This is a genomic window from Enterococcus alishanensis (genome assembly GCF_019218635.1).
Taxonomy (GTDB): Bacteria; Bacillota; Bacilli; order Lactobacillales; family Enterococcaceae; genus Enterococcus_A; species Enterococcus_A alishanensis.
Genome location: NZ_JAHUZB010000006.1, coordinates 114,756 through 139,006, shown reverse-complemented (window position 1 = coordinate 139,006; position 24,251 = coordinate 114,756). Strand labels below are relative to the sequence as shown.

Below are 24,251 nucleotides of genomic sequence, written 5' to 3'. Positions count from 1 at the left end.
CTTAAGCCTTCTTTCTTTTAAGTTGTCGATCGAAATACCAATAAACTAAAATCCCAATCACTTGAACAATCATGCCTAAAAGAGCATTTTGGATATCTTCTGTAAAAGTGTTGATTAATAATCCAATAAATAAAATAGCTGTGATCAAGACGGTCCATGGATAACCAGCGACTCGATAAGGTCTTTGTAACTCTGGGAATCTTTTTCTCATTACCCATACAGCAATAATTGTTAATAAGTTATATAGCATTGCTGTAAATACAACCAAAGAGGTTAATTGATCTAAATTACGTGAAAAAACTAGTACTATCGATAGGACCATTTGTGCCAACATAGCAGCAGTAGGTACTTTATATTTTGGATGTAACTTCGCAAAGGACTTGAAAAAATGTCCTTCAACAGCCATTGCATAATACATTCGAGGTTGGGCAATTGTTAAGCCATTCAAGCCACCAAACATAGCTAGAACCATCCCTAAAGATACAATAATACCGCCCCAGTTTCCTAAAACACTAATGGCAGCTTCTGTGCCTAAATATAGGTTTCCATCAGCAATATTATTGACAATCACATCGTAAGGTAACACTTTATAAATAGCAAAATTAAATAAGGTATACAAAACAGTTATGCCACCAATGCCGATAATTAATGATTTTGGCAAATTTTTCTTAGGATTTTTCATTTCTTCAGTCATGGAATTCAGATTGGTCCAACCTTCGTATGCCCATAGACTGGCAACTGTTGCAAAAGCAATCATGCCGATAATGCTAGAAAAAGAAGCATCAGGATTTGTGACAGGAGTCAGTGATAAATCGGGACTTTCTCTACCTAAGAATAAGGCAGCAAATAAAATAACTAAAATTGGAATTAATTTAGCGACCATTGAAATATTTTGTAAGAAAGCGCCTTGTTTAATTCCAAATAAATTATAAACAGTCAGTATAATGATTAGAGCAGTTGCAATCAGTTTAATTTGCATATCAGAGATAGTCCAAAAACTTCTCATGGCTGTCGGTAATGCAATTGCCATCGCCGCAATAGAACCTGGACCACCAATCAACCAATCAGTAAAACCTCTCAAAAATCCAACAGCTGGATGAAAAGCTTCTGTTAAGTAAACGGTTGAACCTCCCGCACGAGGCATACTTACGCCTAATTCTGCATAACACAAACCAGCCAATAAAGTGACTAACCCACCGACAATCCAAGCAAGCAAAGCTAGACCTAAACTCATACCTGTCCGTTGTAAAACATACGAACCCAAATAAAAAATACCGGAACCAATCATGATTCCTCCGATGATACTAACACCACCAAAAATGCCTAATTCCCGATTGAACTTAGTCTCTGTTGTAGCGAGACTTTCTAAATGTTTTTCCTTCTCCAATAAAACTTCCCCCTTTTTTAATGTCAAATAATTCTGACAAATGTATATAAATTTAAAGTAGGTCATAAAATGGCCTACTTCTTAATTTTGTAACTATTTTATTTTGTATTTTTATTTATACAATAGGAATTATATCAGATTTATTGATCAATTCAATAAGATGTTTTGAGATTGTTTTACGAAGTTTAGTCAATTCAAAAAGGCTAATTCAAGAGTGATAATTTTGTGAAAAAAATTACTAAATGAATCGTTTGGTATTGGCTATGTGAGAGTCATTTTTTTGAAGGGAATTTAATAAACCTTAGCTAATGTTTTAATCATTTTTTGCAGCACTGTAAAAATATTCTCGAATTTTTTGATAGTCAGCCACATATGCGGTATTTCCTTCGCGATGGATTAACTCAAAATTAAGTCCCAAAGTTTGTAAGAATTGCTGATTGCTGGTAAAGCCATTTTTAAGATAGAACTTTTTTCTTCTAATTCGCTGTTCATTGTTTTCAGCCTTCGAATTAATTTTTTCAACAAGTAAGATAATTTTGTGCTGCTGAAAGGTTTCAAACATATAATCTAGCATGATTTTTCCATATCCGTGAGACTGGAGCTGTTGATCAATTGCAAAATAGAAAATATAAATGGTTCCTTGATACTCAGAATAATAAATCATGCCCACTAAGTTTTGCTGATCAAACAGCCCTAAAAAGTTCCCTCTACCTTCATCTGCCTTTGACTTTAGTAGTTCGAAGTCTAAACGTTCTTCTTCAGGGAAAGATTTTAAGTAAAGGTTTTGGAAGGCAAGTAGTTCTTTATTGTTGGATATTTTATGGATATTCATAGTTTGCTCCTGATATTTTTTAAATGAGGGTCTGTTTTAGTTTAGCAGATAACTTAAAAATAAGGTATATGCTAAAAAATGAAGACAATTCCTTACCAAAAGATCGAAAAAATAAGCTTTTTCAAAATTTTAATTGACAATAGACCAACGGTCTATTAATATATATTCATAGACTGTTGGTCTAATAAAAAACTATTTTTATTTTAACTGGTTTCTAAATCAAAAAAGATGGAATCATATTTTTTCAAAAATATTTATCTGCATTGAATGTAAGGCAATATTACTATTTCATCTAAAAAAAAACGGACTTCAAACATAGCGGATAAAAGTCATATTGTTAAATGTATCAATATTCATTTTTAGATTTACAAAAGGAGAGGTATTTATGGTGACGATGGAAACTTCGAAGTATCAGACAACATTCAATTTTATTAAACTTGTAACAGGACAGGCTGTTTCTGTTTTTGGCACTTCATTATTGCGTTTTGCTTTATCGCTGTATGTTTTAGATATTACTGGCCGCTCAGATATTTATGCGACATTATTTGCAGTCTCAAGCCTGCCAATCTTGTTATCTCCCATTGGAGGGGCTCTAGCAGATAGATTCAATCGCAAATCAATTATGGTTGCGCTTGATCTGGCGAATGGCTTGTTTAGTTTATTGTTACTTGCAGCTTTTCTACTAAATCAATCAGCACTTGTAATTATTGCGATTGCAATGATTCTTTTTGGATTTGTTGGCGCGATGGATACACCAGTTATAACGGCGATTATACCTAGTATTGCTTCAGGGGATAAATTAGAATCAGCCAACGGAATTTTGCAAGGGGTTCAATCATTATCAGGAATTGTTGCACCGGTTTTAGGTGGTTTGCTTTATGCCATGATTGGCATGGAAAATATTCTTATTATCACGACAGCCGCATTCTTTTTGACAGCATTGTTAGAGACACGTATTTTAGTGCCAAAAAATAAGTCAGATTATTCTGGAAATATTATTAGAGTGTTGATAAGTGATTTGAAAGAAGGATTTCACTATACCCTACAGCACAGTTTTATTCGCAAAACGATGTTCATAAGCGTGGGCTTAAATTTTGCGCTTACACCACTATTTATTGTGGGTGTTCCTTATATTTTGAGAATAACAATGAATTTGAATACCAGTTTATATGGAATCGGTGTGGGGGTCATTGAATTTGCGACAATTTTAGGTGCCTTGATTGTTGGTCTTGTATCAAAAAAATTAAAAGTATCTAATTTTTATCTTTGGATTTTATTTATTTCAATATTACTCATTCCAATCATTTTTGCCTGCACGCCGTTTATGCTGCAGTACGGAACTTTACCGTCATTTCTGATCTTTTTACTTAGTGGCGTTCCGCTTTCAGCTTGCTTATCAATTATTTCGATTTTTGCGATCAGTAAAGTTCAGAAGATCACGCCAACCAAAAATTTAGGAAAAGTGATGTCTATTATTATGGCTACTGCTCAATGTGCTGCGCCTATCGGTCAAATTTTATATGGCATCGGCTTTGAAATTTTTCAAACAACTGTTTATGTTCCGATTACCATTACGTTGATTGCGACGCTATTACTATCTGTTATAAGCAAGCTGCTTTACCGCAATGAAGTGGACATTTAATAAATGTAGGATTTTATGATTGAAATGAATAAAATTTTGGGGGCTTTACTAGTTCATTTTTAGCTGCAGAAACAGCACGGAAGAAATGATTTAGTTTTGCAGTATATCAATAAAAAAAGGGGAAATGTGTATGATACGCCGACTAATAAAGAAAGATTTTAAAAAGAATAAAGTGATTACTTTTACTCTCTTCATGTTTATCTTGTTGTCTGCAATGTTGGTATCCAGTACGCTGATGATTGTGACGGAGCTAAATGGTTCTTTGAATCACTTATTTAAAGAAGCAAAAGTACCCAGCTATGTTCAAATGTATGCTGGTGATCTGCAAAAAAAAGAAATCGATACCTTTAGTGAAAAAAATAATCTAGTAAAAAATCAACAAACCGTAACCTTGTTAAATATTTCGGGGGAGAATTTATTCCTTCAGAAAAATGATGAATCAGAAGTTAACAGCATTATTGAAAACAGTTTTGTAAAACAAAATGATACCTTTGATTTTTTATTAGACACAAGTAATCAGGTTGCACAAATTGCAGATGGTGAGATCGGCGTTCCCGTCTATCATCAACAGCAATACAATTTAAAATTAGGTTCTAAAGTACACGTTCAGATCGGTGATTTCAAAAAAAATTATACTATCACATCATTTATCCGTGACGCGCAGATGAATCCTTCCTTAGTAACTTCAAAACGTTTTTTAGTAAGTGATCATGATTGGCAAGAGCTAGAAAATAAAATCAGCAATCAAGAGTATTTGATTGAATTTGCATTAAAAGACGATCGCACAATTTCTGAATTTGAGAAACAATATGCAGCATCTAATCTGCCCCAAAGTGGAACGGCGCTTACACGTTCTTTGTATCAAGTATTAAATTCATTAACTGATGGCATTGTAATTGCGATCATTACGTTAATCAGTCTGTTGCTATTATTAATTGCTTCTCTATGTTTAAGATTTACCATTCTTACAGCAATCGAAGAAGACTATCGAGAAATTGGCATTATGAAGGCTATTGGGATCAGCAATAAAAATACCAGAAAAATGTATTTAACCAAATACGTTGTGATTGCTGCCACGGCTTGTGTAGGTGGTTATCTGGCCTCACTATTTGTCACACAAATATTTACCCAGTCGATGTCGGCTTATATGGGAACGGTGCCTAAGACAATTCTTAGTTACTTACTGCCACTTTTGGGTTCGATGATTGTTTTCTTATTTGTTTATCTGTTTTGTAAAATTGTTTTCCGCCGTTTTAAGAAAATATCCGCCTATCAAGCCTTGCAAGTAGGAGAAGTATCAGGAAATCGCAAAATTGCACATCGCATGCGCTTAAGTGGCAAGAAACATTGGATTCGAAACCAAAGTATTTTTATTGGGATTCGCGAGGTATTGACCCAAATAAGAGTGTATCTATTGTTAATGTTAGTTTTTTCTATCAGCTTATTTTTAATGAGTGTACCGCTAAACTTTTTGCAAACAATTGAAGATCCTAGTTTTATTTCTTATATGGGGGCTGGAAAAAGTGATTTACGGATTGATATTCATCAACTTGATAAATATCAAGAGGAGTCTCAGCAAGTCTCCAACTACTTACAAAAAAATACTGCCAGTAAAGAACTGGGTATAAATAATGTCGTTCGCTATGAAACCAGTGCGTACCAAGTAAAAAATGCTGATAATGAATTTGTAACGATTAAAATCGAAAATACGGATGATTACGATTCATTTCCACTGAGTTATACAACTGGAAAAGCACCACAAAATGAAAAAGAAATTGCTTTGTCCAATATGAATTCACAAGAATTAGGAGCAGCCGTTGGCGATCAACTTACGATCATGCTACAAGGCCAAGAAGAGGCGGTTACAGTTAGTGGAATCTATCAAGATGTGACCAACGGAGGGAAAACAGCTAAAGGTATGTTGGCAAGTGAGGATGTTTTGTGGGCTACGTATAATTTTAATTTAGCAGATTCCTCAAAAATTAATCAAGTCAAAGCAAATTTAGAAAAAAGATTTAAGCATATCAAAGTAACCGATACGGATGAATATATTAAACAAACTTTAGGTGGAATTATTAATCAAGTATCTAGTATCAGTCTTGTAGCCTTTGGACTAGCATTATTCATTGCAATCTTAATTACCACCATGTTTTTCAAAATGATTCTAGCTAAAGAAGCAAAAAATATTGCCATCATGAAGAGCATTGGTATTTCCTCAAAAACATTACAATACCAATATATTACCCGTGCCATCTTTACCTTAGTAATCGGTGTCGTGATTGGAGTAGTTGCAACTAATTTAATCGGAACCCAAGTTGCTAGCCTACTGCTTTCTGGTGTTTCGAATCTAACCTTTATCACCAATCCGCTAATCAATTATCTAGTGATTCCTTTATCCTTAGCACTGGTGGTGAGTGTAAGTGTCTATATAGTTAGCCTATCTATAAAAAAAATAAAATTAATCTTAGTCGCTGAATAAGGAGGAAATAAAATGATTTTAAAAGCAACCGATCTATCAAAAAGTTTTCCGATTGAAAATATGGAACCGCAACAAGTACTAAAAAATATTCAACTAACTATTAATAAAGGCGAATTCGTCTCAATTATGGGGGCCAGTGGTTCGGGAAAATCTACGCTCCTTTATACCATCAGTGGCATGACACAACCAACTTCAGGAACGATAGAATTTTCTGGCGAAAAACTCGCCAATTTATCTGAAGAACAATTAACCAATTTACGATTAACTAAAATGGGTTTTGTTTTCCAGCAAGCCAACTTACTAAAGAATTTCAACTTGAGAGATAACATCGTACTCTCCGCTTATTTAGGCAAAAAAGAACCTCAGCAACAAATAGATGAACGTGCGGATAAATTGATGCAACAGACGGGCGTTCACCAACTAGCCTTAAAAGATATTACGCAAGCATCCGGTGGGCAATTACAAAGAGTTTCCATCTGCCGTGCGCTCATTAATAATCCAAAAATTATTTTTGGCGATGAGCCTACTGGTGCCCTGAATTCAAAATCTGCTGCTGAAATTATGAACTTGTTTAATGAAATCAATCAAACCGGCACGACGATTTTATTAGTAACCCATGACGCAAAAGTTGCTTCAAAAACAGAACGGATCCTCTTTATGTCTGATGGCGGAATTATCTCTGAAAAATATTTAGGAAAAATGGCTGCTGAATCTGAACTAAAAGATCGCGAAGAACAAGTCGCCGAATGGTTGAATGAATTAGGATTTTAGATAAGATGAAATGGGTTGTTTTTTGAGGAGGATTTTAATTCTTTACTTCTAAAAAATGTAAGTGAAGGTACAATTTTGTGTACTGAAGGGATTTATGAATGCAATAATGGTGAAGAAACAATTTTCAAAAGTACAAAATAATTCCTCGTCAAGAAAATTCTTGGTGGGGAATTATTTAATTATATCCCTTTTACAATAATAGAAAAGCCGTCAAATCCATGTAAACAAGCCATTGTGTGTTTGTAGGCTATTCACACTCGATTTTCTAAGTGGGTAGCAATGTTTATCTAAAGCATACGAAGTGTCTAAAACGATATAAATCAAAAAAAGTGCAATTGAGGTGTGATAGGAACTAATATACGTTGGCAAAAATCTTTGTAAAATAAATAACTGAAATTGATATTCATAATAGCAGTTTTAGCTGTTTTTATAGTTAGACAAATATTTAATAAAAAACAAGGCCTTTCTTTATAATGAAAAGAGGCTTTTTTGAGTTAATTTAATTTATTTTGTGGCTGGTATAGTAAAGTATTTATTCGTTAAATTCACAATAATCTTTCCTACTTTTGCAAGTAAAATCACTATAACTTATGAATCTTTAATGAAAAATATGAGAAAAAAATTAGAATCTATATTGAAGAAAATAGAAAATTCTGATATTATTTTAATAATTCATTATATGAAGAAAAGTTTCTCATATCGAAATCAAGGAGGCGTATCATGAAAAAAATTTTATCAAAAGGAATTTTATTGGCTTGTTTAGGTTTAGCGCTAGCTGCTTGTGGTGGAGGAAATACTAATGATTCTGGGGATGGTAATCAAGCTACTGCCGGAGGAGAATTGAAAATTGCTCTTTCTTCTAGTATTGCGTCACTAGATCCAATTTCTTACACTGCTGTTTACGAATCAAACATTATGCGAAGTATTTTTGACACGCTAGTTTCTTATAATACGGATTTAACTGAAATTGTTCCTAGCTTAGCAACTTCTTGGGAAATATCTGAAGATATGAAAACTTATACTTTTCAATTACGAGATGATGTTTACTTCCAGCCAGGTGATTATCAAGACGGTCGGTTAATGACTGCTGAGGACATTAAGTATTCGTTGGAACGTTCTTTAAATGATTCTGCCATGAATCGCTTACGTAATGTTGCATCAATTACGGCGAATAGTGACACGGAAGTTGCGATTGAATTAGAAACTCCATATGCTGCTTTTTTAGCAATGTTAACGGATGCAGGAAATTCAATTGTTCCTCAGGAAGAGGTAGATGGCTGGGGAGAGGCTTTTGCTCAACATCCAGTTGGTACTGGTCCTTATGCATTTTCAGAATGGATGACTGATGATTATGTGCAATTAGCTAAAAATGATAAATACTGGCAATCTGAGCCTTTACTAGACAATGTTCGTTTTACCTTTATTACTGATTCAAATATGATGGGTAATGCTTTACAGTCAGGGGATATTGATATTGCTACGAATATCAGTGGTCAAAATGTTGAATTGATTAAAGGAAATGATCAACTGACCTTGGCTCAATCTTCAGGCCTATCTATAGGTTATTTAGCCTTTAATATGGTAGAAGGCCCAACTGCTGATTTGAAGGTTCGTCAAGCTATGAATTTAGCCTTAGATCGGACCGAATTAGTTAATGGAGTTTACAAATACGGAGAAGCTAAGGAAGCTTATTTACCTTTACCAGAGGCCTCTTGGGGATATAGCGATGAAGTTGCTCAAACAGTTATTGATAATAGCGGACCAGATGTAGCCGCTGCGAAAGCGTTATTGGCAGAGACTGACTATGCAGATGGTTTTGATATCGATTTATACGTAGGTGAATCTCGAGTAGCTGCAGCGACAATTTTCCAAGCACAGATGGCAAAAATTGGTATTAACATCTCTATTCGTACAGTAGAATGGGGTACTTTCAGTGATACTGTTTCTAGTGGAAAAGCACCTCTATATATTATGGGCTGGAGCTGGTATCCAGATCCTGATTTTTTCTTATACCAAATGCTTGATTCAAAACAAATTGGCGCTTTAGGTAACGGCGGCGGTTACAATAATTCTCAGGTGGATGAATTATTAGCTCAAGGAACCAGTGAAACTTCTGATCAAGAAGAGCGGGCTGCAATCTATCAAGATGCTTTAGAATTAATTGTAGCAGATGTTCCTCACTTAGATTTATATGACCAAGATATTATCTTTGGTTTAAGTAATAAGGTAGAAGGCTTTAAAGTACGACCAGATGGTACCATCGTTTTAGTTGATGAGACAACAAACGTGGGCTTGGTACAATAAAAAATGAATGAAGGTGAGAGACTTGTTAAGATATATCACACGACGGATCGTGGACTTAATACCGACATTGTTTCTTGTGGCAATTATTGTCTTCTTGATCACCAGGATGATTCCTGGTGATCCGGCAAGTACGATGTTGGGACCGCAAGCAAGTGTCGAGGAAATTAATAATCTAAGAGAACAGTTGGGCCTGAATGACCCTCTTTTTCAACAGTTTGTCGATTATGTCAAACAGTTGTTCCAATTCGATTTAGGCTACTCTATCGCCTACAATCGACCAGTGACTGAACTAATACTGGAGCGTTTCCCAAATACGATTGTACTAACACTTTTCTCACTAATTCTTTCATTGATTATCGGTATGACAGCTGGAATTGTTTCTGCTGTCAAAAGGGGCACTTTTTGGGACTATGCTTTCTCATTAATTTCATTAATTGGTGTCTCAATTCCTGTCTTTTGGTTAGGAATTATGCTGGTATTGCTTTTTAGCGTTTATCTTGGCTGGTTACCTTCAACTGGGATGGGCTCTATGCAAAATGGCATAGTTGATTATTTTAGTCATCTAATCTTGCCTGGAATTACTTTAGCAACTATTCCTATGGCAACTTTTTCTAGAATTACTCGTTCCAGCATGCTAGAGGTACTGGAACAAAATTATATTAAAACAGCTAAAGCAAAGGGCGTCGCTGGCTGGTTAATTGTTGTAAAACATGCATTAAAAAATGCTATGACACCGATTTTAACCGTTTTAGGGATGCAAGTTTCTTCGATGCTAGGAGGAGCGGTCTTAACTGAAACGATTTATAGTTGGCCAGGAATGGGACGTCTAATCGTTGATGCGATTAATCGTCGAGATTTCATTGTGGTTCAAGGAACGGTTCTGTTTCTGGCATTGCTTTTTGTATTAATTAATTTATTGATTGATTTACTTTATACCGTGGTTAATCCCAAAGTCAGACTAACGAAGGTGGCGAAATAATGTGGAAGTAACAAAACAATCTCCGAGTTTTACTAAGCTTTTTTTGAAGAAAATCTTTCAAAATAAATTAGCTTTTGCAGGATTAATTTTAGTGATAATCATGATTGCTATTGCGATTTTTGCACCACTTATTGCTACTCACGCTCCTAATGAAATGGAGATGAGCGATGCTTTACTCTCTCCTGGAGAAAAAGGGCATTTGTTAGGTACCGATAACTATGGTCGGGATTTATTTAGTCGGATTGTTTACGGAGCACGAATCTCTTTAATTGTGGGGATTGGAGCTGTGGCTATGGGCGCGGTTATTGGTATTTTATTAGGCTTAGTTGCGGGTTATTTTGGTGGTCTAATAGATTCTGTCATCATGCGTTTCATGGATGCTTTAGCTGCCTTTCCTTTTATTTTACTGGCTATTACACTAATGACTGTTTTAGGAACTGGCTTGTTGAATGTCATTATTGCAGTTGGAGTTGGGAATATTCCTGGCTTCGCACGAATGATTCGTGGGCAGGTATTGAGTGTGAAGGAAGAACTCTTCATTGAAGTAACTGAATCTTTAGGGGCATCTCAAAGCCGGATTATTTTCAGCCATTTATTGCCTAACTGTCTGACACCGATCATTGTTTATGCCACTATGAGTATTGCTGGTGCAATTATCTCTGAAGCAGCCTTAAGCTTTTTAGGTTTAGGGATTCAACCCCCTACAGCTTCTTGGGGAAATATCTTAAGTGAAGGTCGTAGTTATCTGATTATCGCACCATATATTGCAATTTTTTCTGGAATGTCGATTTTACTTTCCGTTTTGGGATTGAATTTATTTGGTGATGGGCTCAGAGATGCCTTAGATCCTAGAACAAAGGTTTAAGGAGGAGAAGTCATGACTGAAAATGCGCTTTTATTGACGGTAGAAAATTTATGCATTGATTTTATAAAAGAAAAAAAACCAATGCGTGCAGTGGATAACGTGAGTTTTTCTATTAACCAAGGAGAGGTTTTAGGAATTGTTGGTGAATCAGGATCAGGGAAAAGTGTGACTGTGACTTCAATTTTGAAATTATTACCCAACAATGCAAGATATGCTGGAGGGAAAATTCTTTTTCAAAATCAAGACTTATTGAAAATGAAGGAAAAAGAAATCCGAAAAATTCGTGGTAATCAAATTTCTATGATATTTCAAGATCCTATGACTAGTTTAAATCCGGTTTTCACAGTCGAAAATCAACTGGTAGAAGCAATTCGCCTGCATAATAATGTTTCAAAAAAAGAAGCAAAAAAAGAAGCTATTCGTCTATTAGATTTAGTAGGTATTACAGATGCTGAAAAAAGAATCAAACTGTATCCCCATGAATTTTCTGGAGGGATGCGTCAACGGGTGATGATTGCTATGGCAATCTCGTCAAATCCAGCTGTACTGATTGCTGATGAACCGACTACTGCTTTAGATGTGACAATTCAACAACAGATTATAAGGTTACTAAAGGAATTACAAACAAAAATTAATACTAGTATCGTTTTTATTACTCATGATTTGGAAGTAGTAGCAGACATAGCAGATAAGATTATGATCATGTACGCTGGTGAGGTGGTGGAGAGCGGTCCCACGGAGTTGATATTTCAACAACCATTACATCCGTATACCCGTTTATTGATTGATGCTATTCCAAAGAGCAACAAAAAAGCTGGCCGATTGCCGACAATTGTTGGTAACGTGCCTTCTTTAGGAGATATTGATCCATCCGTATGCCGCTTTAAGGACCGGATCCCTTGGATTGCCGAAAGTGCTCATGAAGCTAATCCACAGCTTAGAGAAGTAGCGCCAGAACATTTTGTTCGATGCACTTGTTATCAGCATTTCCAAGAAGCACCTGTGAAAAAGGAGGCTGACCTATGACCATCCCAAATTTACTAGAAACTAGAAACTTGGAAAAAGAATATGTCTTGAAGAAAAAATCTCTATTTGGTGGAGAGGCAGATACCTTAAAAGCTGTCAATGGAGTATCCCTATCTGTTCAAGAGGGAGAAACCTTAGGAATAGTAGGAGAGTCTGGTTGTGGCAAGTCTACTTTTGCTCGTTTGATTTCTAGACTAATCACTCCTACAGCTGGAAAAGTAATTTTTGATCAGCAAGACTTAACGGCTCTACCAAAGGAAAAAATCCGAACGATTCGTAAAGATATTCAAATGATTTTTCAAGATCCCTATGCTTCACTAGATCCTCGAAAACGAATTCTAGCAATTTTAACTGAGCCTTTAGCCATTCATGGGATTGGTACTCCTGCTGAACGAAAAGAACAAGCGCTAGAAATGTTAGAAAAGGTCGGCTTACAAAAGGACTATGCTAACCGTTATCCCCATGAATTTTCTGGTGGACAATGTCAGCGTATTAACATTGCTCGCGCTTTAATGTTGCGGCCACGCTTGGTTATTTGTGATGAGCCAGTTTCAGCTTTAGATGTTTCTATTCAGGCGCAGGTTTTGAATTTATTATTGGATTTACAAGATGAATTTCAGCTTACTTATATTTTTATTTCACATGATTTGAATGTGGTTCGTTATTTTTGCGATCGTATTGCTGTGATGTACATGGGGGCTGTAGTTGAAGAAGGAGTAGCTGAAGAAATTTACACATATCCGCAGCACGCCTATACTAAAAAACTTCTAGCTGCGATTCCCCAGCAAATCAATAAAAGTCCCGCCTAAATTAATCAAATAAGGAGAAGGATAACATGTTTGATAAACGAAAATTAAGTAATTTGGTAGAAGAAAATCAGGCAGAATTATTAGATTTAACTGCCAAGCTGTTGCAAATCCCTAGTGAGAATCCATTAGGTGATACCACAGAAATTACTAAATTTATTGTGGGTTATTTAGAGAAAAATCAGATTCCTGTTAAGACTTATGAGCCGGATCCAAAACGCTTTAATATCTTGGCTTCAATAGGACCAGAAAATGGGAAAACACTGATTTATTGTGGGCATTCTGATACAGTGCCAGTGGGTGATCTTGAAAAATGGGATTTTTCACCTTTTTCTGGAGAGATTAAAGAAGGTTATATGCTAGGTCGAGGTGCTAGTGACATGAAGGCCGGATTAGCAGGTTTAATTTTTTCAATGGTTTTGCTAAAACGCTATGAAGTTCCTTTAGCTGGGAAGCTTGTTTTGGCTATCGTTCCTGATGAGGAGAGTGGCGGAGATTTTGGTGTTCCGTGGCTCTTAGATCAAGGCTTAGTCAAAGGAGATGGTTGTTTGATTGCTGAACCCTCCAGTGAGTTAAATCCGACAATTGGTCAAAAAGGCTCTTGTTGGTTCAAGTTAACTGTGAATGGTATTCCTGGACATGGTAGCTTATCACCTTTTCTTGGACGCAGTGCTATTTTTGATGCAGTCAAAGCCATTGAAAAAATCTGTCAAGTTACTAACTGGGAGATTACACCACCAGATGATTTAATTGAGCTGTTAAATGTTTCTAATCGTTATTTGGAGCTGAATGAACGCTCAGAGACTCGCGGTGTTTTTGAGAAAATTACTTGTAATATTGGAACGATTCATGGAGGAACTAGCGCTAATGTCGTTGCAGATAAATGTGTGGTAGCGATAGATTGCCGTTTGCCTTTTGGCATCACCAATGAAGAAGTTATGACTAGGGTAAGACAAATGCTAGATCAGCTTGATATTGATTATCAAATTGAAAGTTTTGGCTTCAAAAGTTCCGCTAATTTTACTCCGGCAGAGGATCCAATTTGCCAAGCAATCGTTGAAAATATAACAGAGGTTTTAGATGAAACAGCATACGGAGTTTTACAGTGGGCTTGCAGCGATGCTCGCCATTTTAGAGAACATCAGATTCCAGTTTTACAATATGGACCAGCCGAGTTGGAAACAATTCATGGCTTTAATGAAAAAGTAAAAATCGAACAAATTATTAATTGTGGTAAGGTCTATACTTTGGCTGCTGTTGATTATTTTAATAAAGTAAACGGGGGTAAAAATGAGTTTAATTGAAATTTCTGATTTGTTGTGTTTAAAAACTATCAGCACCCCTGTCTATCAGCCACAAGGAGATTCGGTGCTATATGTGGAAAATGGCATTGTTGAAAAGACTCAGGAGTATTATTCTTCAATTTATTTATACAATAGCCTTGAAAAGACTAAGGAGTGTCTGATTCATGGTGGGAAAAATACTAGTCCTTTGTGGAATCGTGAAGGAAGTTCTTTTTTATTTTTATCAGATGAAACTGGAAAGAATCAAGCATATCTTTATACGTTAGCAACAGGAGAAATAAAACAAGTTTCAGCTGAAAAACAAGGACTGCAGCAAATTATTTGGCATCCAGATAATCTTCATTTCTTCTATTCAACCACTAGGAAAAATGAAAACTCATCTGAGGTATTTATCACAGAAAAAATTGATTACATAAGCAATGGTCAAGGATTACTTGATGATGAACAAAAAAATGTAATCTGTCAGGGAAAGCTGGATAATTTTGAGACGGAAGAGATTACAGCTTGTTCTTTAGGTTATGGCTTGCATAAGATAATGACGGTTTCTAATGACGGACAATATTTATTTTATGAGCGTTTTCTCTTAGAAGATTCTTTTAATCAAGATTCAGGCTTGTTTCGGATGAATCTAGGAACTAAATCAGAAGACTGGTTATCCGCCTCTGCAAAAAAAGGTATGTTCGGTGAGGCTGCCATTTCTGAAGGGGGACGCTATGTGGGCACTATCGGCACTCCTATTAGTTATCATACTAGCAATCAACTCGGCTTATCTGTGATTGATTTACGGACGCAACAAATGACCAGTCTTTCAAAGAAGTTGGATGTTCAGGTTAGCGATTTTGCAGTTAGTGATTGTAAGCCAACGACTAACAACTCTTTATTGCAATGGTCTAACCCCCTCAAAGCCTTTTTTACATTGATTTCAATTGAAGGTAAAGTCAGTTTATATTGTTTTAGCTTAGAAGGAGATTTTGAGAGTTATCCTGAAGTGGGACCTCATGTCTATGATTTTACCCTCCATCCTACTAAACCTAAAGCGTTACTCTGTTGTAGTGCTCCAGATTCAACTTCGCAACTATTGGTTTTGGATTTAGAGACAAGAAAAATCACGAAATGGCTGAACCCTAATCAATCCTTTGAGGAAGAAAAACAGTTTGCTGTTTATCAAAAAATTGAAGCGAAAGCTAACGACGGTGGGAGAATCCCTGGTTATTTGGTTCGGCCTTTAGAAAAAACAAAACAGGTGGGGGCACCTTTAATTGTTAATATCCATGGCGGACCCTATACTATGCACGGAGAAACGTTTCATCATGAAATCCAACAAATGGCGGCAGCTGGTTATTTTGTCTTACTGTTGAATCCCCGAGGTAGCTTTGGGTATGGGCAGGACCATCTAAAAGGTGTTGTGGGAAAATATGGAGAAGAGGACTATTCCGATATTATGACTGCACTAGATCATGTATTAGCAAAAGAGCCAGAGATTGATGAAAACCGACTTTTTGTGACGGGAGGTAGTTATGGAGGATTTATGGTCAATTGGATAGTGACCCAGACTAATCGTTTCAAGGCTGCAATCACCCAGCGCTCCATGTCGAATTTTGTAAGTATGATTGGTACGAGTGACATTGGGTATTATTTTTTCGTAGAGGAAAATGCAGCGGATATTATTAAACCAGCAAAGCTATGGGAAAAATCGCCTTTGGCTTATGTAGGTCAAGTTGAAACGCCAGTCTTAGTGATGCATGGGGAAGAAGACTATCGTTGCCCTATGGAACAAGCAGAGCAATGGTATCGGGCTTTAAAATATCAAAAAAAGGAAGCAAAATTTATTCGCTTCCCTAACTCTAATCATGAGCTCTCCCGTACGGGTAAACCAGCTTTTCGCTTGATTCGTCTAAAAGAAATGATGGCTTGGTTTAAACAACATGACGATATAACTAATTAAGACCTTCAGTTTTTTCTTTAAAAAACCGATAGGAATTTAAATTCAAATTATTTTCTGACAACAGTGCCGAAATTTGGTTGGCGGTCATTTTAACCAACTGGCCTAAAGGCTCAATATCAGAATCTTGTGTCCGATAGATTGGTTTGGCAATTGCTAAAGAGCCAATAATTTCATTATTGACAAAGATTGGTGCTGCAATTGCCACTACATCTAAAGTCACAATTTCGCGGCTAACACACCAGCCACGTTCACGAGTAGAGGCAAGCTGCTTTTCCAATTCTTTTCTTGTCAGTTTCTCTGGTTCCCGCACAGCATAAGAAGGTGTTTCTAACACTTCCTCAATTAAAACGGGATCCATGTAAGCAAGAATTGCCCAGTAGGAAGCACCAGAGTATAAGGGCATTGATTTATTTAAAGAAACTGCAAAGCTGACTTTGTTTTCTGGTTCGAAAGCGTCAATGGTGGTGGCTTCTAAATGGTTCCTTTTGACAAAATAAACGGATTCACCAGTTTCTTTCATTAAATTGTATAAAAAAGGTTGGACTAGAGTGACAACATTGTATTTGTCATAGGCTAGGTAACTAAACAGTGCCAATGCTGGTCCAACTTCATATTGTTTTTTTTTCTCATCTTTAACTAAGTAATGATTTTGCACAAAAGTTTCTAAAATTCTATAAATGGCTGTTTGATTCATCGCTAGCTTATCGGCAATTTCTCGTACAGACCATTGTTGCTTTTCTTTACTAAAAAGATTTAAAACTTGTAGTGATTGATTGAGCGTTTTTAACATACCAGTCTCCTCTATATTTCTTAGATTAGCGGATGGCTGACTTTCTGTCAACGGAGATTTTTTTTAACGGGTATTACTAATTCATTATAATGATATAAAAAATGGGGGATTTTTAATGGGATTGAAACAGGTTATGACAGCGATTGATGTCATTGATTCAGCTTATGTGACAGGATCAAGTGTCGCAGATTTATTTACAGAATATCCAAAAGTTAAAGTCGAGGTAGAAAGGGTCAAAGGCGATGAAGGGTTTACTGAATTTATTCGCATCACGATTCCTGGAAGTGCCGGAAGAATAGAAAAAGGAGAGTATCCAACTCTAGGAATTGTTGGACGTTTAGGAGGGATTGGTGCAAGACCTAACCGAATCGGGATGGTTTCAGATGCAGATGGAGCAGTGGCAGCGATTGCAACAGCACTCAAATTATGTGATATGCAAAGCAAGGGGGACATTTTGCTAGAAGATGTGGTAATTGCTACCCACATTTGCCCTGATGCTCCAACTGAGCCTCATGAACCAGTTGATTTTATGGGATCTCCTGTAGATATCTTAACTATGAACCAACATGAAGTCGATGAAGAAATGGCAGCTATTCTATCAATTGATACCACAAAGGGTAATAATTTAATTAATCATAAAGGTATTGCCATCTCACCAACAATTAAAGAGGGGTATATTCTAAAAGTAAGTAATGATTTGATTAGAATTTTAGAAATGACTTCTGGTGTTGGAGCACATACTTTTCCAGTTACTACTCAAGATATCACACCGTATGGAAATGATGTCTATCATATTAATTCAATTTTGCAACCAGCTGTAGCAACGGATGCTCCAGTAGTCGGAGTAGCCATTACAACCGAGAGCGCGGTTCCCGGTTGTGGAACTGGGGCTAGCCATGAAATAGATATTGCTGAGGCGGTACGTTTTGTTATAGAAGTGGCTAAAGAATTTCCTCAGGTAGATAGCTTGTTTTATGATGCTCAAGAATTTGAACATCTACAAAATTTGTATGGGGACTTTAAGATTCTTCAAACTTTAGGAAAGACTCCCGTACAATGACAAAGCTACAACTAGCAGTAATCACGATTGGACAAGCACCACGAGAAGATGTGCTTCCGAGTATTTATAATCATTTTCCTCAAGAAGCAATTTTGCATATAGGAGTTTTAGACGGCTTATCTGCAGCTGCTATTGAAGAATTAGCACCAACTTCTGTACACCATGAAGTTTTGACATCGAGACTGAAAAATGGCATGGGTGTTAAATTGGCGAAAAACAAAATTGCTCCTTTGTTGCAAAATAAAATTGACTTTGCAGAAGCTCAAGGATGCCAGCTTATCTATTTGCTATGCACGGGATCTTTCACTAATTTAAAAACAAAAAAAAGTTTATTGATTGAGCCTGACGGAATCATTACTGCCTTTCTTCAAAAAATAAACGGTGGCAACTACTCTTTAGGTGTGCTATTACCATTACCTGAACAACAAAATGACATTGCTCAGAAATATCAAAAGATTCCGAGGGTAGTTTATTTCAGTTTGTCTCCGTATGAGAAAATAACTGAAGAAAAAGTGGCTGCTGCTAGAAATTATTTTGAACAAGCAGGCTGCTCTTTAGTTATTTTAGATTGTATGGGTTACTCTCAGGAGATTAAGAAAAAAATCTTTGGCGACAGCCAGGTTTTAGCACTGCTGGCTAATGAGTTGATTATTAGTGTCTTAAAAAGCATGACTGTTTAAAAAAATTTGATTGACTTTGACAATAGTTAAAACAGATTTGAACTAACTAAACGATAGATTACTAAAAAGTGTAATTTGTCATAGGGTCAGGTCATAAAGATAAAGAGATTATTGATTAGATGGGTCAACTGTAAAAAACAGACTTTCGCCAAGTAGTGTTGGTGGAGAATAATTGAAAAATTTAGCACGATAGAGAATGCTATACTGCCCCTAGCTAGGACAAGGAAATAATTAAGGCCTAGGTAGGGGTATTTGTTATGGGGAAAGAAGGATGAAACTCAGTAAATAAGAATGTCTAAGAATTTTTGAAGGGTATCTTAGAATTGAAATCAGGTTGAAGGGAGTAGATAAAGAAGTACAAGTTTCCACAGAAACAATCACACAATGGCGCACTTTGTATGAAAATTAAGGAGCCACTGAAAGTTAGATTTTTGGTCTAACTTTTTTGGGTCGGTACAGACTCTTATTTCAGTCTAGCTGTTTTCGATAAATTTTTGATAGACACCGTCAATTTGATTACGACGATTAATATCAAGCTTTATAAAAATATTATGAACGTGCGTCTTCACGGTTCCGATCGATAAAAAGAGCACATCGGCAATTTCTTGATTGGATTTCCCAGATAATAACAGTTCGAAAATTTCAGTTTCTCGTTGGGTAAATTGGTAATGTTCGCTGAAATTAGCGAGCAATTTAGGGTTTTTGCTTGTAGGAACGGCTACTTCTATTACAGTTGGTTTTGCCAAGAAAATCTTCAAACTATATTGTAAGATGAAAAAACAGGCAGCAATCGAGAAAAGGTCTTCAGAAAAATTCCGATTAAAAATTTTCAAGGTTAGTGAACTGTATTGATCAACATTGAAAATTACATAAGTGTCTTCAACTAGGATGATGATACCAGCGATGATACATAAAAGAGCAATCCGCTGAAGATAGTAACGGGCCGTGTCATTGTCAGTTTGTCTTTTAAATTGACGCCAAGCGGTAATACCGATGTAAATTAAGAATAACTGATTAGGCAAGTAAAAAAGCCAAACAGATAGCGCTGAGGCAGGGAGCATTGGTGTAAGTAGCATCCACAATGCTAATCCAATCAAAATAGTCATTTGAGACTTTTTAAATTTTTGATCGCTAATGATATTCACAATCCAGATACAACAATAATTATTCACCAGATAAATGGCTGCTTTAATAATCGGAACGACTAAAAATAATTGGTCATAAAAATGAGCAAAGCTATTAATAAACTCCGTCATGTAAATAATGACATTATCCAAAATAAAAAAAGTTAGGAGTAAGCCGAGTGCGGCAAAAATTGGTTTCTTTTCTTTGTAATTATCGAGCCCGACAATCGACAGAGAAAAAGCATAAAGCAAAATCAAAAAGATATTGTAAATAAAAATAGCAATCATAAGAAAAACCCTTTCATTGCATCATAAAGAAATATACTTGTTCTGTATGACAGCACAGTCAGTATAACATTTTTTTTTCTGGAAATTGAAATAATCACTTAAACTTTCATCTAAACTTTTCTAAACCCTTGATAAATCAAGGGTTTTTATGTTGAGCAAAACAGTTGATCAGACAGCTTTCTCAAAATTTGTAAACGATTACAACTCTAAGTTTAGTGTAAACCTTTTCAAAAATTGGTAAATTCACGGTGTCAGAAAAATAAGTTTGAAGTTTTAATTTAGCTTTTCTTCGATTCAACAAATTACTTTCTATTAAGTAGAACAAGTGAAATATTTTCTATCCAATAAGGAAAGCAAAATTGAAAAGGCGAACAAAAAAATAACTAGGAGGAACCACCATGAGTACAAAAGATTTTATCACTACAGAGGATTACACTAAGGAAGAGATTTCATACATTGTTGATTTATCCTTGAATATTAAACAGAGCATCAAAAACGGCTTCTATCCACAATTATTAAAAAATAAATCATTAGGTATGATTTTCCAACAATCTTCTACTAGAACACGAGTTTCTTTTGAAACAGCCATGGAACAATTAGGTGGACATGCAGAATATTTAGCACCAGGTCAAATTCAATTAGGTGGGCACGAAACAATTGAAGATACAAGTCGTGTATTATCTCGTTTAGTAGACATCTTAATGGCTCGGGTGGAACGTCATCATAGTGTGAACGACTTAGCCACTCATGCAACTATTCCAGTAATTAACGGGATGTCAGATTACAATCACCCAACCCAAGAAATTGGTGATTTAACAACAATGATTGAACATTTACCAGCTGGTAAAAAAATTGAAGATTGCAAAGTTGCCTTCATTGGAGATGCGACGCAAGTTTGTTTCTCACTAGGTTTAATTGCTACTAAAATGGGAATGGATTTTGTCCAATTTGGTCCAGAAGGTTTCCAATTAAATGAAGATCACAAAGAAAAATTACAAAAAAATATCGATGTCTCTGGCGGAAGCTTCACTGTGACTGATGATGTTGAAGCAATTGTTGGTGCAGACTTTGTATATACTGACGTTTGGTATGGTTTATATGAAGCTGAACTATCTGAAGAAGAACGGCTGAACGTTTTCTATCCTAAATATCAAGTCAACCAAGAATTAATGGATAAAGCCGGAAAAAATGCGAAATTCATGCACTGTTTACCAGCTACTCGTGGTGAAGAAGTTACTGATGAAGTGATGGATGGACCAAACTCAATTTGTTTTGATGAAGCTGAAAATCGTTTGACCTCAATTCGTGGCATCTTAGTTTATTTGATGGACAAATATGCAGCCAATCATCCTGTGGATCTTGCAAAGCAAGCTGAAGCAAAAGCTGAACTTGAAAAATTCTTAGGCAAACCACTTTAATCGTTGGTGGGTGGATAGAGAAAGTCTCCTTTGAGATTTTCTCTTTCATCTCTCAAACAGAGAGGATGAAACAGCATGGAAAAGAAAAAATTTAGTTTATTAAGTGCCATTTTGTCAGTTATTTGTGTGGTCTTTGTGGCAGAAGCGGCAGCTCCGGTAGCAGCAATCGGGAATTCACAATTTTTCTGGTGGATTTTTCTATTAGTAGTTTTCTTATTACCTTATGGCTTAATCGCATCTGAATTAGGAACAACTTATATTGGTGACGGTGGCATTTATGATTGGGTGACGAAAGCTTTTGGTCATCGGTGGGGCTCACGGGTATCGTGGTATTACTGGATAAATTATCCTTTATGGTTGGCTTCGTTAGCGGTTATTTGTCCCGGTTTAATATCGACAATTACCGTCGTTCAATTTCCGACTGTCGGCGCGGTTATTATCGAATTAATTTTTATTTGGCTGATTGTTTGGATTAGTTTTTATCCAGTCAGTGATAGTATTTGGATTTTAAATGGGGCAGCTGTAATTAAGATGTTGCTGGCTCTTTTGATTGGCGGACTAGGTCTTTATGTAGCATTTACCCGCGGAATGGCCAATGAATTTACTTTAGGTTCATTGTTGCCAAGTTTTGATTTAAAAAGTTTGTCCTTTATTTCAGTTATTATTTTCAATTTATTGGGCTTTGAGGTTATTACAACTTTTGCCGACGATATGGAAAACCCTAAGAAACAAATTCCTCAATCGATTATTGCTGCTGGACTAGTCATTGCCGCGATTTATATTTTCTCCGCTTTTGGGATTGGTGTGGCGATTCCTACTGACCAAATTTCAACGAGCAGTGGTTTGATGGATAGTTTCATGCTATTGACTGGTTCAACAACTGGCTGGTTTATTATTGCCATGGCGTTCTTATTCCTACTTACTTTGTTTGGCAATATGATTTCTTGGTCATTAGGAGTAAATAATACAGCTTGTTATGCTGCTGAAAATGGTGATATGCCGAGTGTCTTTAAAAAACGTAGTGAGAAAAATGGTATGCCTATAGGCGCTGCTTGGATGAATGGGATTGTCGCTTCTTTAGTTGTTGTAATTGCGCCGATTTTACCTAATCAAGATTTATTCTGGGCCTTTTTCTCATTGAATGTTGTCTTGTTTTTACTTTCTTATATCCCAGTTTTTCCAGCATTTTATAAATTACGCCAAATTGATCCTGATGCACCACGACCATTTAAAGTCAGTGGCGGAAAAAATTTCTTGAAAATTTTGGTGGCGTTACCAATGATTATGATTATTATTTCTTTAGCATTTACCGCCTTACCACTACAGTTTGACGCAGCATCTTTAAGTCAACAGCTCCCAATTACCATCGGAGCAATTGTCTTCATTATATTTGGTGAAGCCATTATTTGGATTAAAAAAATTAAAAAAGAAAAGATTGGAGATAATCAAGATGGCAAAGAGAATTGTGAAATCAACACCGAAGCAAGACGGGTTTAGAATGCCAGCGGAATTTGAACCGCAAGAAAAAGTATGGATGATTTGGCCTGAGCGTCCTGATAATTGGCGCGATGGTGCCAAACCAGTACAAGAAGCTTTTGTAGATGTAGCCAAAGCTATTAGTGAATTCACACCGATGAACGTGGTGGTTTCGCAACAACAATTCCAAAATGCTCGCCGCCAATTGCCAGCAAATATTTCTGTGTACGAAATGTCTAGTAACGACGCTTGGGTTCGGGATTGTGGACCAACTTTTCTAGTCAACGGCCAAGGAGAACTTCGTGCTAACGATTGGGTATTTAATGCTTGGGGTGGTTTAGTCGATGGTTTATATTTCCCATGGGATCAAGATGATTTAGTAGCTCAAAAAATTACTGAAATTGAAAAAGTCGATTCTTATCGGACGGAAGGTTTTGTTTTAGAAGGTGGATCGTTTCACGTGGATGGTCAAGGCACAGTCTTAACCACTGAAATGTGTTTACTTTCTGAAGGACGCAATCCACATATGAACAAAGAACAAATTGAAGAGATGTTAAAAGAATACTTGAATGTAGAAAAAGTTTTATGGTTAAAAGATGGCATCGATCCAGATGAAACCAATGGACATATTGATGATGTCGCTTGTTTTGTAGCACCAGGTGAAGTTGCGTGTATCTACACCGAAGATGAAAACTCTCCATTTTACGCAGCAGCCCAAGACGCTTATAATCGTTTAATTGAAATGACCGATGCCAAAGGTCGTAAATTAAAAGTTCATAAATTAGTTTGCCCAGTAGAAAACGTCACAATCAAAGGCGATTTTAAGATTGATTATGTTGAAGGCACGATGCCACGTGAAGATGGCGACATTTGTATTGCTTCTTACATGAATTTCTTGATTACTAACGATGGTGTCCTTGTACCGCAATATGGTGATGTTAATGATGCGGTGGCTTTAAAACAAGTCCAAGCAATGTTCCCCGATAGAAAAATCGTGGGCGTCAATACCGTCGAAGTAGTATACGGTGGCGGAAATATCCACTGCATCACTCAACAACAACCAAAAATTTAGGAG

The 24,251-nt window shown here is 36.3% G+C and carries 19 protein-coding genes; 15 read left to right on the top strand and 4 right to left on the bottom strand.

Translation table 11 applies throughout. From position 1 onward, the window contains the following. Position 1: 1 nt before the first annotated feature. The gene (locus tag KUA55_RS14345; RefSeq protein WP_218327076.1) at positions 2-1,387 is read right to left on the bottom strand and encodes an APC family permease; all 1,386 of its coding nucleotides are present in this window, start codon (positions 1,385-1,387) and stop codon (positions 2-4) included. Positions 1,388-1,700: 313 nt separating this feature from the next. After that, positions 1,701-2,219, bottom strand: a complete 519-nt coding sequence (locus KUA55_RS14340) for a GNAT family N-acetyltransferase (protein ID WP_218327075.1) — start codon at positions 2,217-2,219, stop codon at positions 1,701-1,703. 385 nt (positions 2,220-2,604) lie between these two features. Between KUA55_RS14340 and KUA55_RS14335 the strand changes: the two genes are divergently transcribed. The 10 genes from KUA55_RS14335 (at position 2,605) to KUA55_RS14290 (ending at position 16,340) form a co-directional block, all read left to right on the top strand. Beyond that, positions 2,605-3,861: an MFS transporter gene (locus KUA55_RS14335; RefSeq protein ID WP_218327074.1), complete on the top strand. Its 1,257-nt coding sequence runs from the start codon at positions 2,605-2,607 to the stop codon at positions 3,859-3,861. A gap of 130 nt (positions 3,862-3,991) precedes the next feature. Continuing rightward, complete coding sequence (locus KUA55_RS14330) at positions 3,992-6,340, top strand: ABC transporter permease (protein ID WP_218327073.1); 2,349 nt, start codon at positions 3,992-3,994, stop codon at positions 6,338-6,340. A 12-nt stretch (positions 6,341-6,352) separates the two neighbouring features. Beyond that, positions 6,353-7,111 (top strand): ABC transporter ATP-binding protein, encoded by a 759-nt coding sequence (locus KUA55_RS14325; RefSeq protein ID WP_218327072.1) that lies wholly within the window; start codon positions 6,353-6,355, stop codon positions 7,109-7,111. Between the two features lie 720 nt (positions 7,112-7,831). After that, complete coding sequence (locus KUA55_RS14320; protein WP_218327071.1) at positions 7,832-9,415, top strand: ABC transporter substrate-binding protein; 1,584 nt, start codon at positions 7,832-7,834, stop codon at positions 9,413-9,415. A gap of 22 nt (positions 9,416-9,437) precedes the next feature. Then, the gene (locus KUA55_RS14315; RefSeq protein WP_218327070.1) at positions 9,438-10,394 is read left to right on the top strand and encodes an ABC transporter permease; all 957 of its coding nucleotides are present in this window, start codon (positions 9,438-9,440) and stop codon (positions 10,392-10,394) included. A gap of 1 nt (position 10,395) precedes the next feature. Further along, entirely contained in the window at positions 10,396-11,259 is an 864-nt protein-coding gene (locus tag KUA55_RS14310; protein ID WP_218327069.1) for an ABC transporter permease, read from the top strand. A gap of 12 nt (positions 11,260-11,271) precedes the next feature. Beyond that, positions 11,272-12,285 (top strand): ABC transporter ATP-binding protein, encoded by a 1,014-nt coding sequence (locus KUA55_RS14305; protein WP_218327068.1) that lies wholly within the window; start codon positions 11,272-11,274, stop codon positions 12,283-12,285. Then, complete coding sequence (locus KUA55_RS14300; protein WP_218327067.1) at positions 12,282-13,094, top strand: ABC transporter ATP-binding protein; 813 nt, start codon at positions 12,282-12,284, stop codon at positions 13,092-13,094. Before KUA55_RS14305 ends, KUA55_RS14300 begins: the two co-directional genes overlap by 4 nt. A 26-nt stretch (positions 13,095-13,120) precedes the next feature. Next, positions 13,121-14,395: a M20 family metallopeptidase gene (locus KUA55_RS14295; RefSeq protein ID WP_218327066.1), complete on the top strand. Its 1,275-nt coding sequence runs from the start codon at positions 13,121-13,123 to the stop codon at positions 14,393-14,395. Further along, on the top strand, positions 14,382-16,340 hold the full coding sequence (locus KUA55_RS14290) for a S9 family peptidase (RefSeq protein WP_218327065.1): 1,959 nt from the start codon (positions 14,382-14,384) through the stop codon (positions 16,338-16,340). The genes KUA55_RS14295 and KUA55_RS14290 overlap by 14 nt, the downstream gene beginning before the upstream one ends. On the opposite strand, the gene KUA55_RS14285 is transcribed toward KUA55_RS14290, so the two are convergent. Continuing rightward, positions 16,333-17,130 carry an IclR family transcriptional regulator gene (locus KUA55_RS14285; protein WP_218327064.1) on the bottom strand — a complete coding sequence of 266 codons (798 nt, stop codon included), beginning with the start codon at positions 17,128-17,130 and terminating at the stop codon, positions 16,333-16,335. The genes KUA55_RS14290 and KUA55_RS14285 overlap by 8 nt on opposite strands. A gap of 115 nt (positions 17,131-17,245) precedes the next feature. Here KUA55_RS14285 and KUA55_RS14280 point away from each other — a divergent pair, with 115 nt between their 5' ends. Further along, positions 17,246-18,190, top strand: coding sequence for a DUF1177 domain-containing protein (locus KUA55_RS14280; protein WP_218327063.1), 945 nt, complete (start codon positions 17,246-17,248; stop codon positions 18,188-18,190). Further along, positions 18,187-18,870 (top strand): AroM family protein, encoded by a 684-nt coding sequence (locus KUA55_RS14275; RefSeq protein WP_218327062.1) that lies wholly within the window; start codon positions 18,187-18,189, stop codon positions 18,868-18,870. The genes KUA55_RS14280 and KUA55_RS14275 overlap by 4 nt, the downstream gene beginning before the upstream one ends. Before the next feature lie 473 nt (positions 18,871-19,343). On the opposite strand, the gene KUA55_RS14270 is transcribed toward KUA55_RS14275, so the two are convergent. Beyond that, complete coding sequence (locus KUA55_RS14270) at positions 19,344-20,282, bottom strand: response regulator transcription factor (RefSeq protein ID WP_218327061.1); 939 nt, start codon at positions 20,280-20,282, stop codon at positions 19,344-19,346. 398 nt (positions 20,283-20,680) lie between these two features. On the opposite strand from KUA55_RS14270, the gene ptcA reads away from it, so the two are divergent. The 3 genes from ptcA to aguA all read left to right on the top strand — a co-directional run bounded on the left by ptcA (position 20,681) and on the right by aguA (position 24,248). Continuing rightward, positions 20,681-21,700, top strand: a complete 1,020-nt coding sequence (gene ptcA / locus KUA55_RS14265; protein ID WP_218327060.1) for a putrescine carbamoyltransferase — start codon at positions 20,681-20,683, stop codon at positions 21,698-21,700. 75 nt (positions 21,701-21,775) lie between these two features. After that, positions 21,776-23,197: an APC family permease gene (locus KUA55_RS14260; protein ID WP_218327059.1), complete on the top strand. Its 1,422-nt coding sequence runs from the start codon at positions 21,776-21,778 to the stop codon at positions 23,195-23,197. Further along, entirely contained in the window at positions 23,151-24,248 is a 1,098-nt protein-coding gene (gene aguA, locus KUA55_RS14255; RefSeq protein WP_218327058.1) for an agmatine deiminase, read from the top strand. The genes KUA55_RS14260 and aguA overlap by 47 nt, the downstream gene beginning before the upstream one ends. Positions 24,249-24,251 lie beyond the last annotated feature (3 nt).

What these genes read in the sequence shown, in the direction of transcription:
- KUA55_RS14340 (WP_218327075.1), bottom strand. Translation starts at nt 2,219, where the DNA reads ATGAATATCCATAAAATATCCAACAATAAAGAACTACTTGCCTTCCAA.
- KUA55_RS14335 (WP_218327074.1), top strand. Translation starts at nt 2,605, where the DNA reads ATGGTGACGATGGAAACTTCGAAGTATCAGACAACATTCAATTTTATT.
- KUA55_RS14330 (WP_218327073.1), top strand. Translation starts at nt 3,992, where the DNA reads ATGATACGCCGACTAATAAAGAAAGATTTTAAAAAGAATAAAGTGATT.
- KUA55_RS14325 (WP_218327072.1), top strand. Translation starts at nt 6,353, where the DNA reads ATGATTTTAAAAGCAACCGATCTATCAAAAAGTTTTCCGATTGAAAAT.
- KUA55_RS14320 (WP_218327071.1), top strand. Translation starts at nt 7,832, where the DNA reads ATGAAAAAAATTTTATCAAAAGGAATTTTATTGGCTTGTTTAGGTTTA.
- KUA55_RS14305 (WP_218327068.1), top strand. Translation starts at nt 11,272, where the DNA reads ATGACTGAAAATGCGCTTTTATTGACGGTAGAAAATTTATGCATTGAT.
- KUA55_RS14300 (WP_218327067.1), top strand. Translation starts at nt 12,282, where the DNA reads ATGACCATCCCAAATTTACTAGAAACTAGAAACTTGGAAAAAGAATAT.
- KUA55_RS14295 (WP_218327066.1), top strand. Translation starts at nt 13,121, where the DNA reads ATGTTTGATAAACGAAAATTAAGTAATTTGGTAGAAGAAAATCAGGCA.
- KUA55_RS14290 (WP_218327065.1), top strand. Translation starts at nt 14,382, where the DNA reads ATGAGTTTAATTGAAATTTCTGATTTGTTGTGTTTAAAAACTATCAGC.
- KUA55_RS14285 (WP_218327064.1), bottom strand. Translation starts at nt 17,130, where the DNA reads ATGTTAAAAACGCTCAATCAATCACTACAAGTTTTAAATCTTTTTAGT.
- KUA55_RS14280 (WP_218327063.1), top strand. Translation starts at nt 17,246, where the DNA reads ATGGGATTGAAACAGGTTATGACAGCGATTGATGTCATTGATTCAGCT.
- KUA55_RS14275 (WP_218327062.1), top strand. Translation starts at nt 18,187, where the DNA reads ATGACAAAGCTACAACTAGCAGTAATCACGATTGGACAAGCACCACGA.
- KUA55_RS14270 (WP_218327061.1), bottom strand. Translation starts at nt 20,282, where the DNA reads ATGATTGCTATTTTTATTTACAATATCTTTTTGATTTTGCTTTATGCT.
- ptcA (WP_218327060.1), top strand. Translation starts at nt 20,681, where the DNA reads ATGAGTACAAAAGATTTTATCACTACAGAGGATTACACTAAGGAAGAG.
- KUA55_RS14260 (WP_218327059.1), top strand. Translation starts at nt 21,776, where the DNA reads ATGGAAAAGAAAAAATTTAGTTTATTAAGTGCCATTTTGTCAGTTATT.
- aguA (WP_218327058.1), top strand. Translation starts at nt 23,151, where the DNA reads ATGGCAAAGAGAATTGTGAAATCAACACCGAAGCAAGACGGGTTTAGA.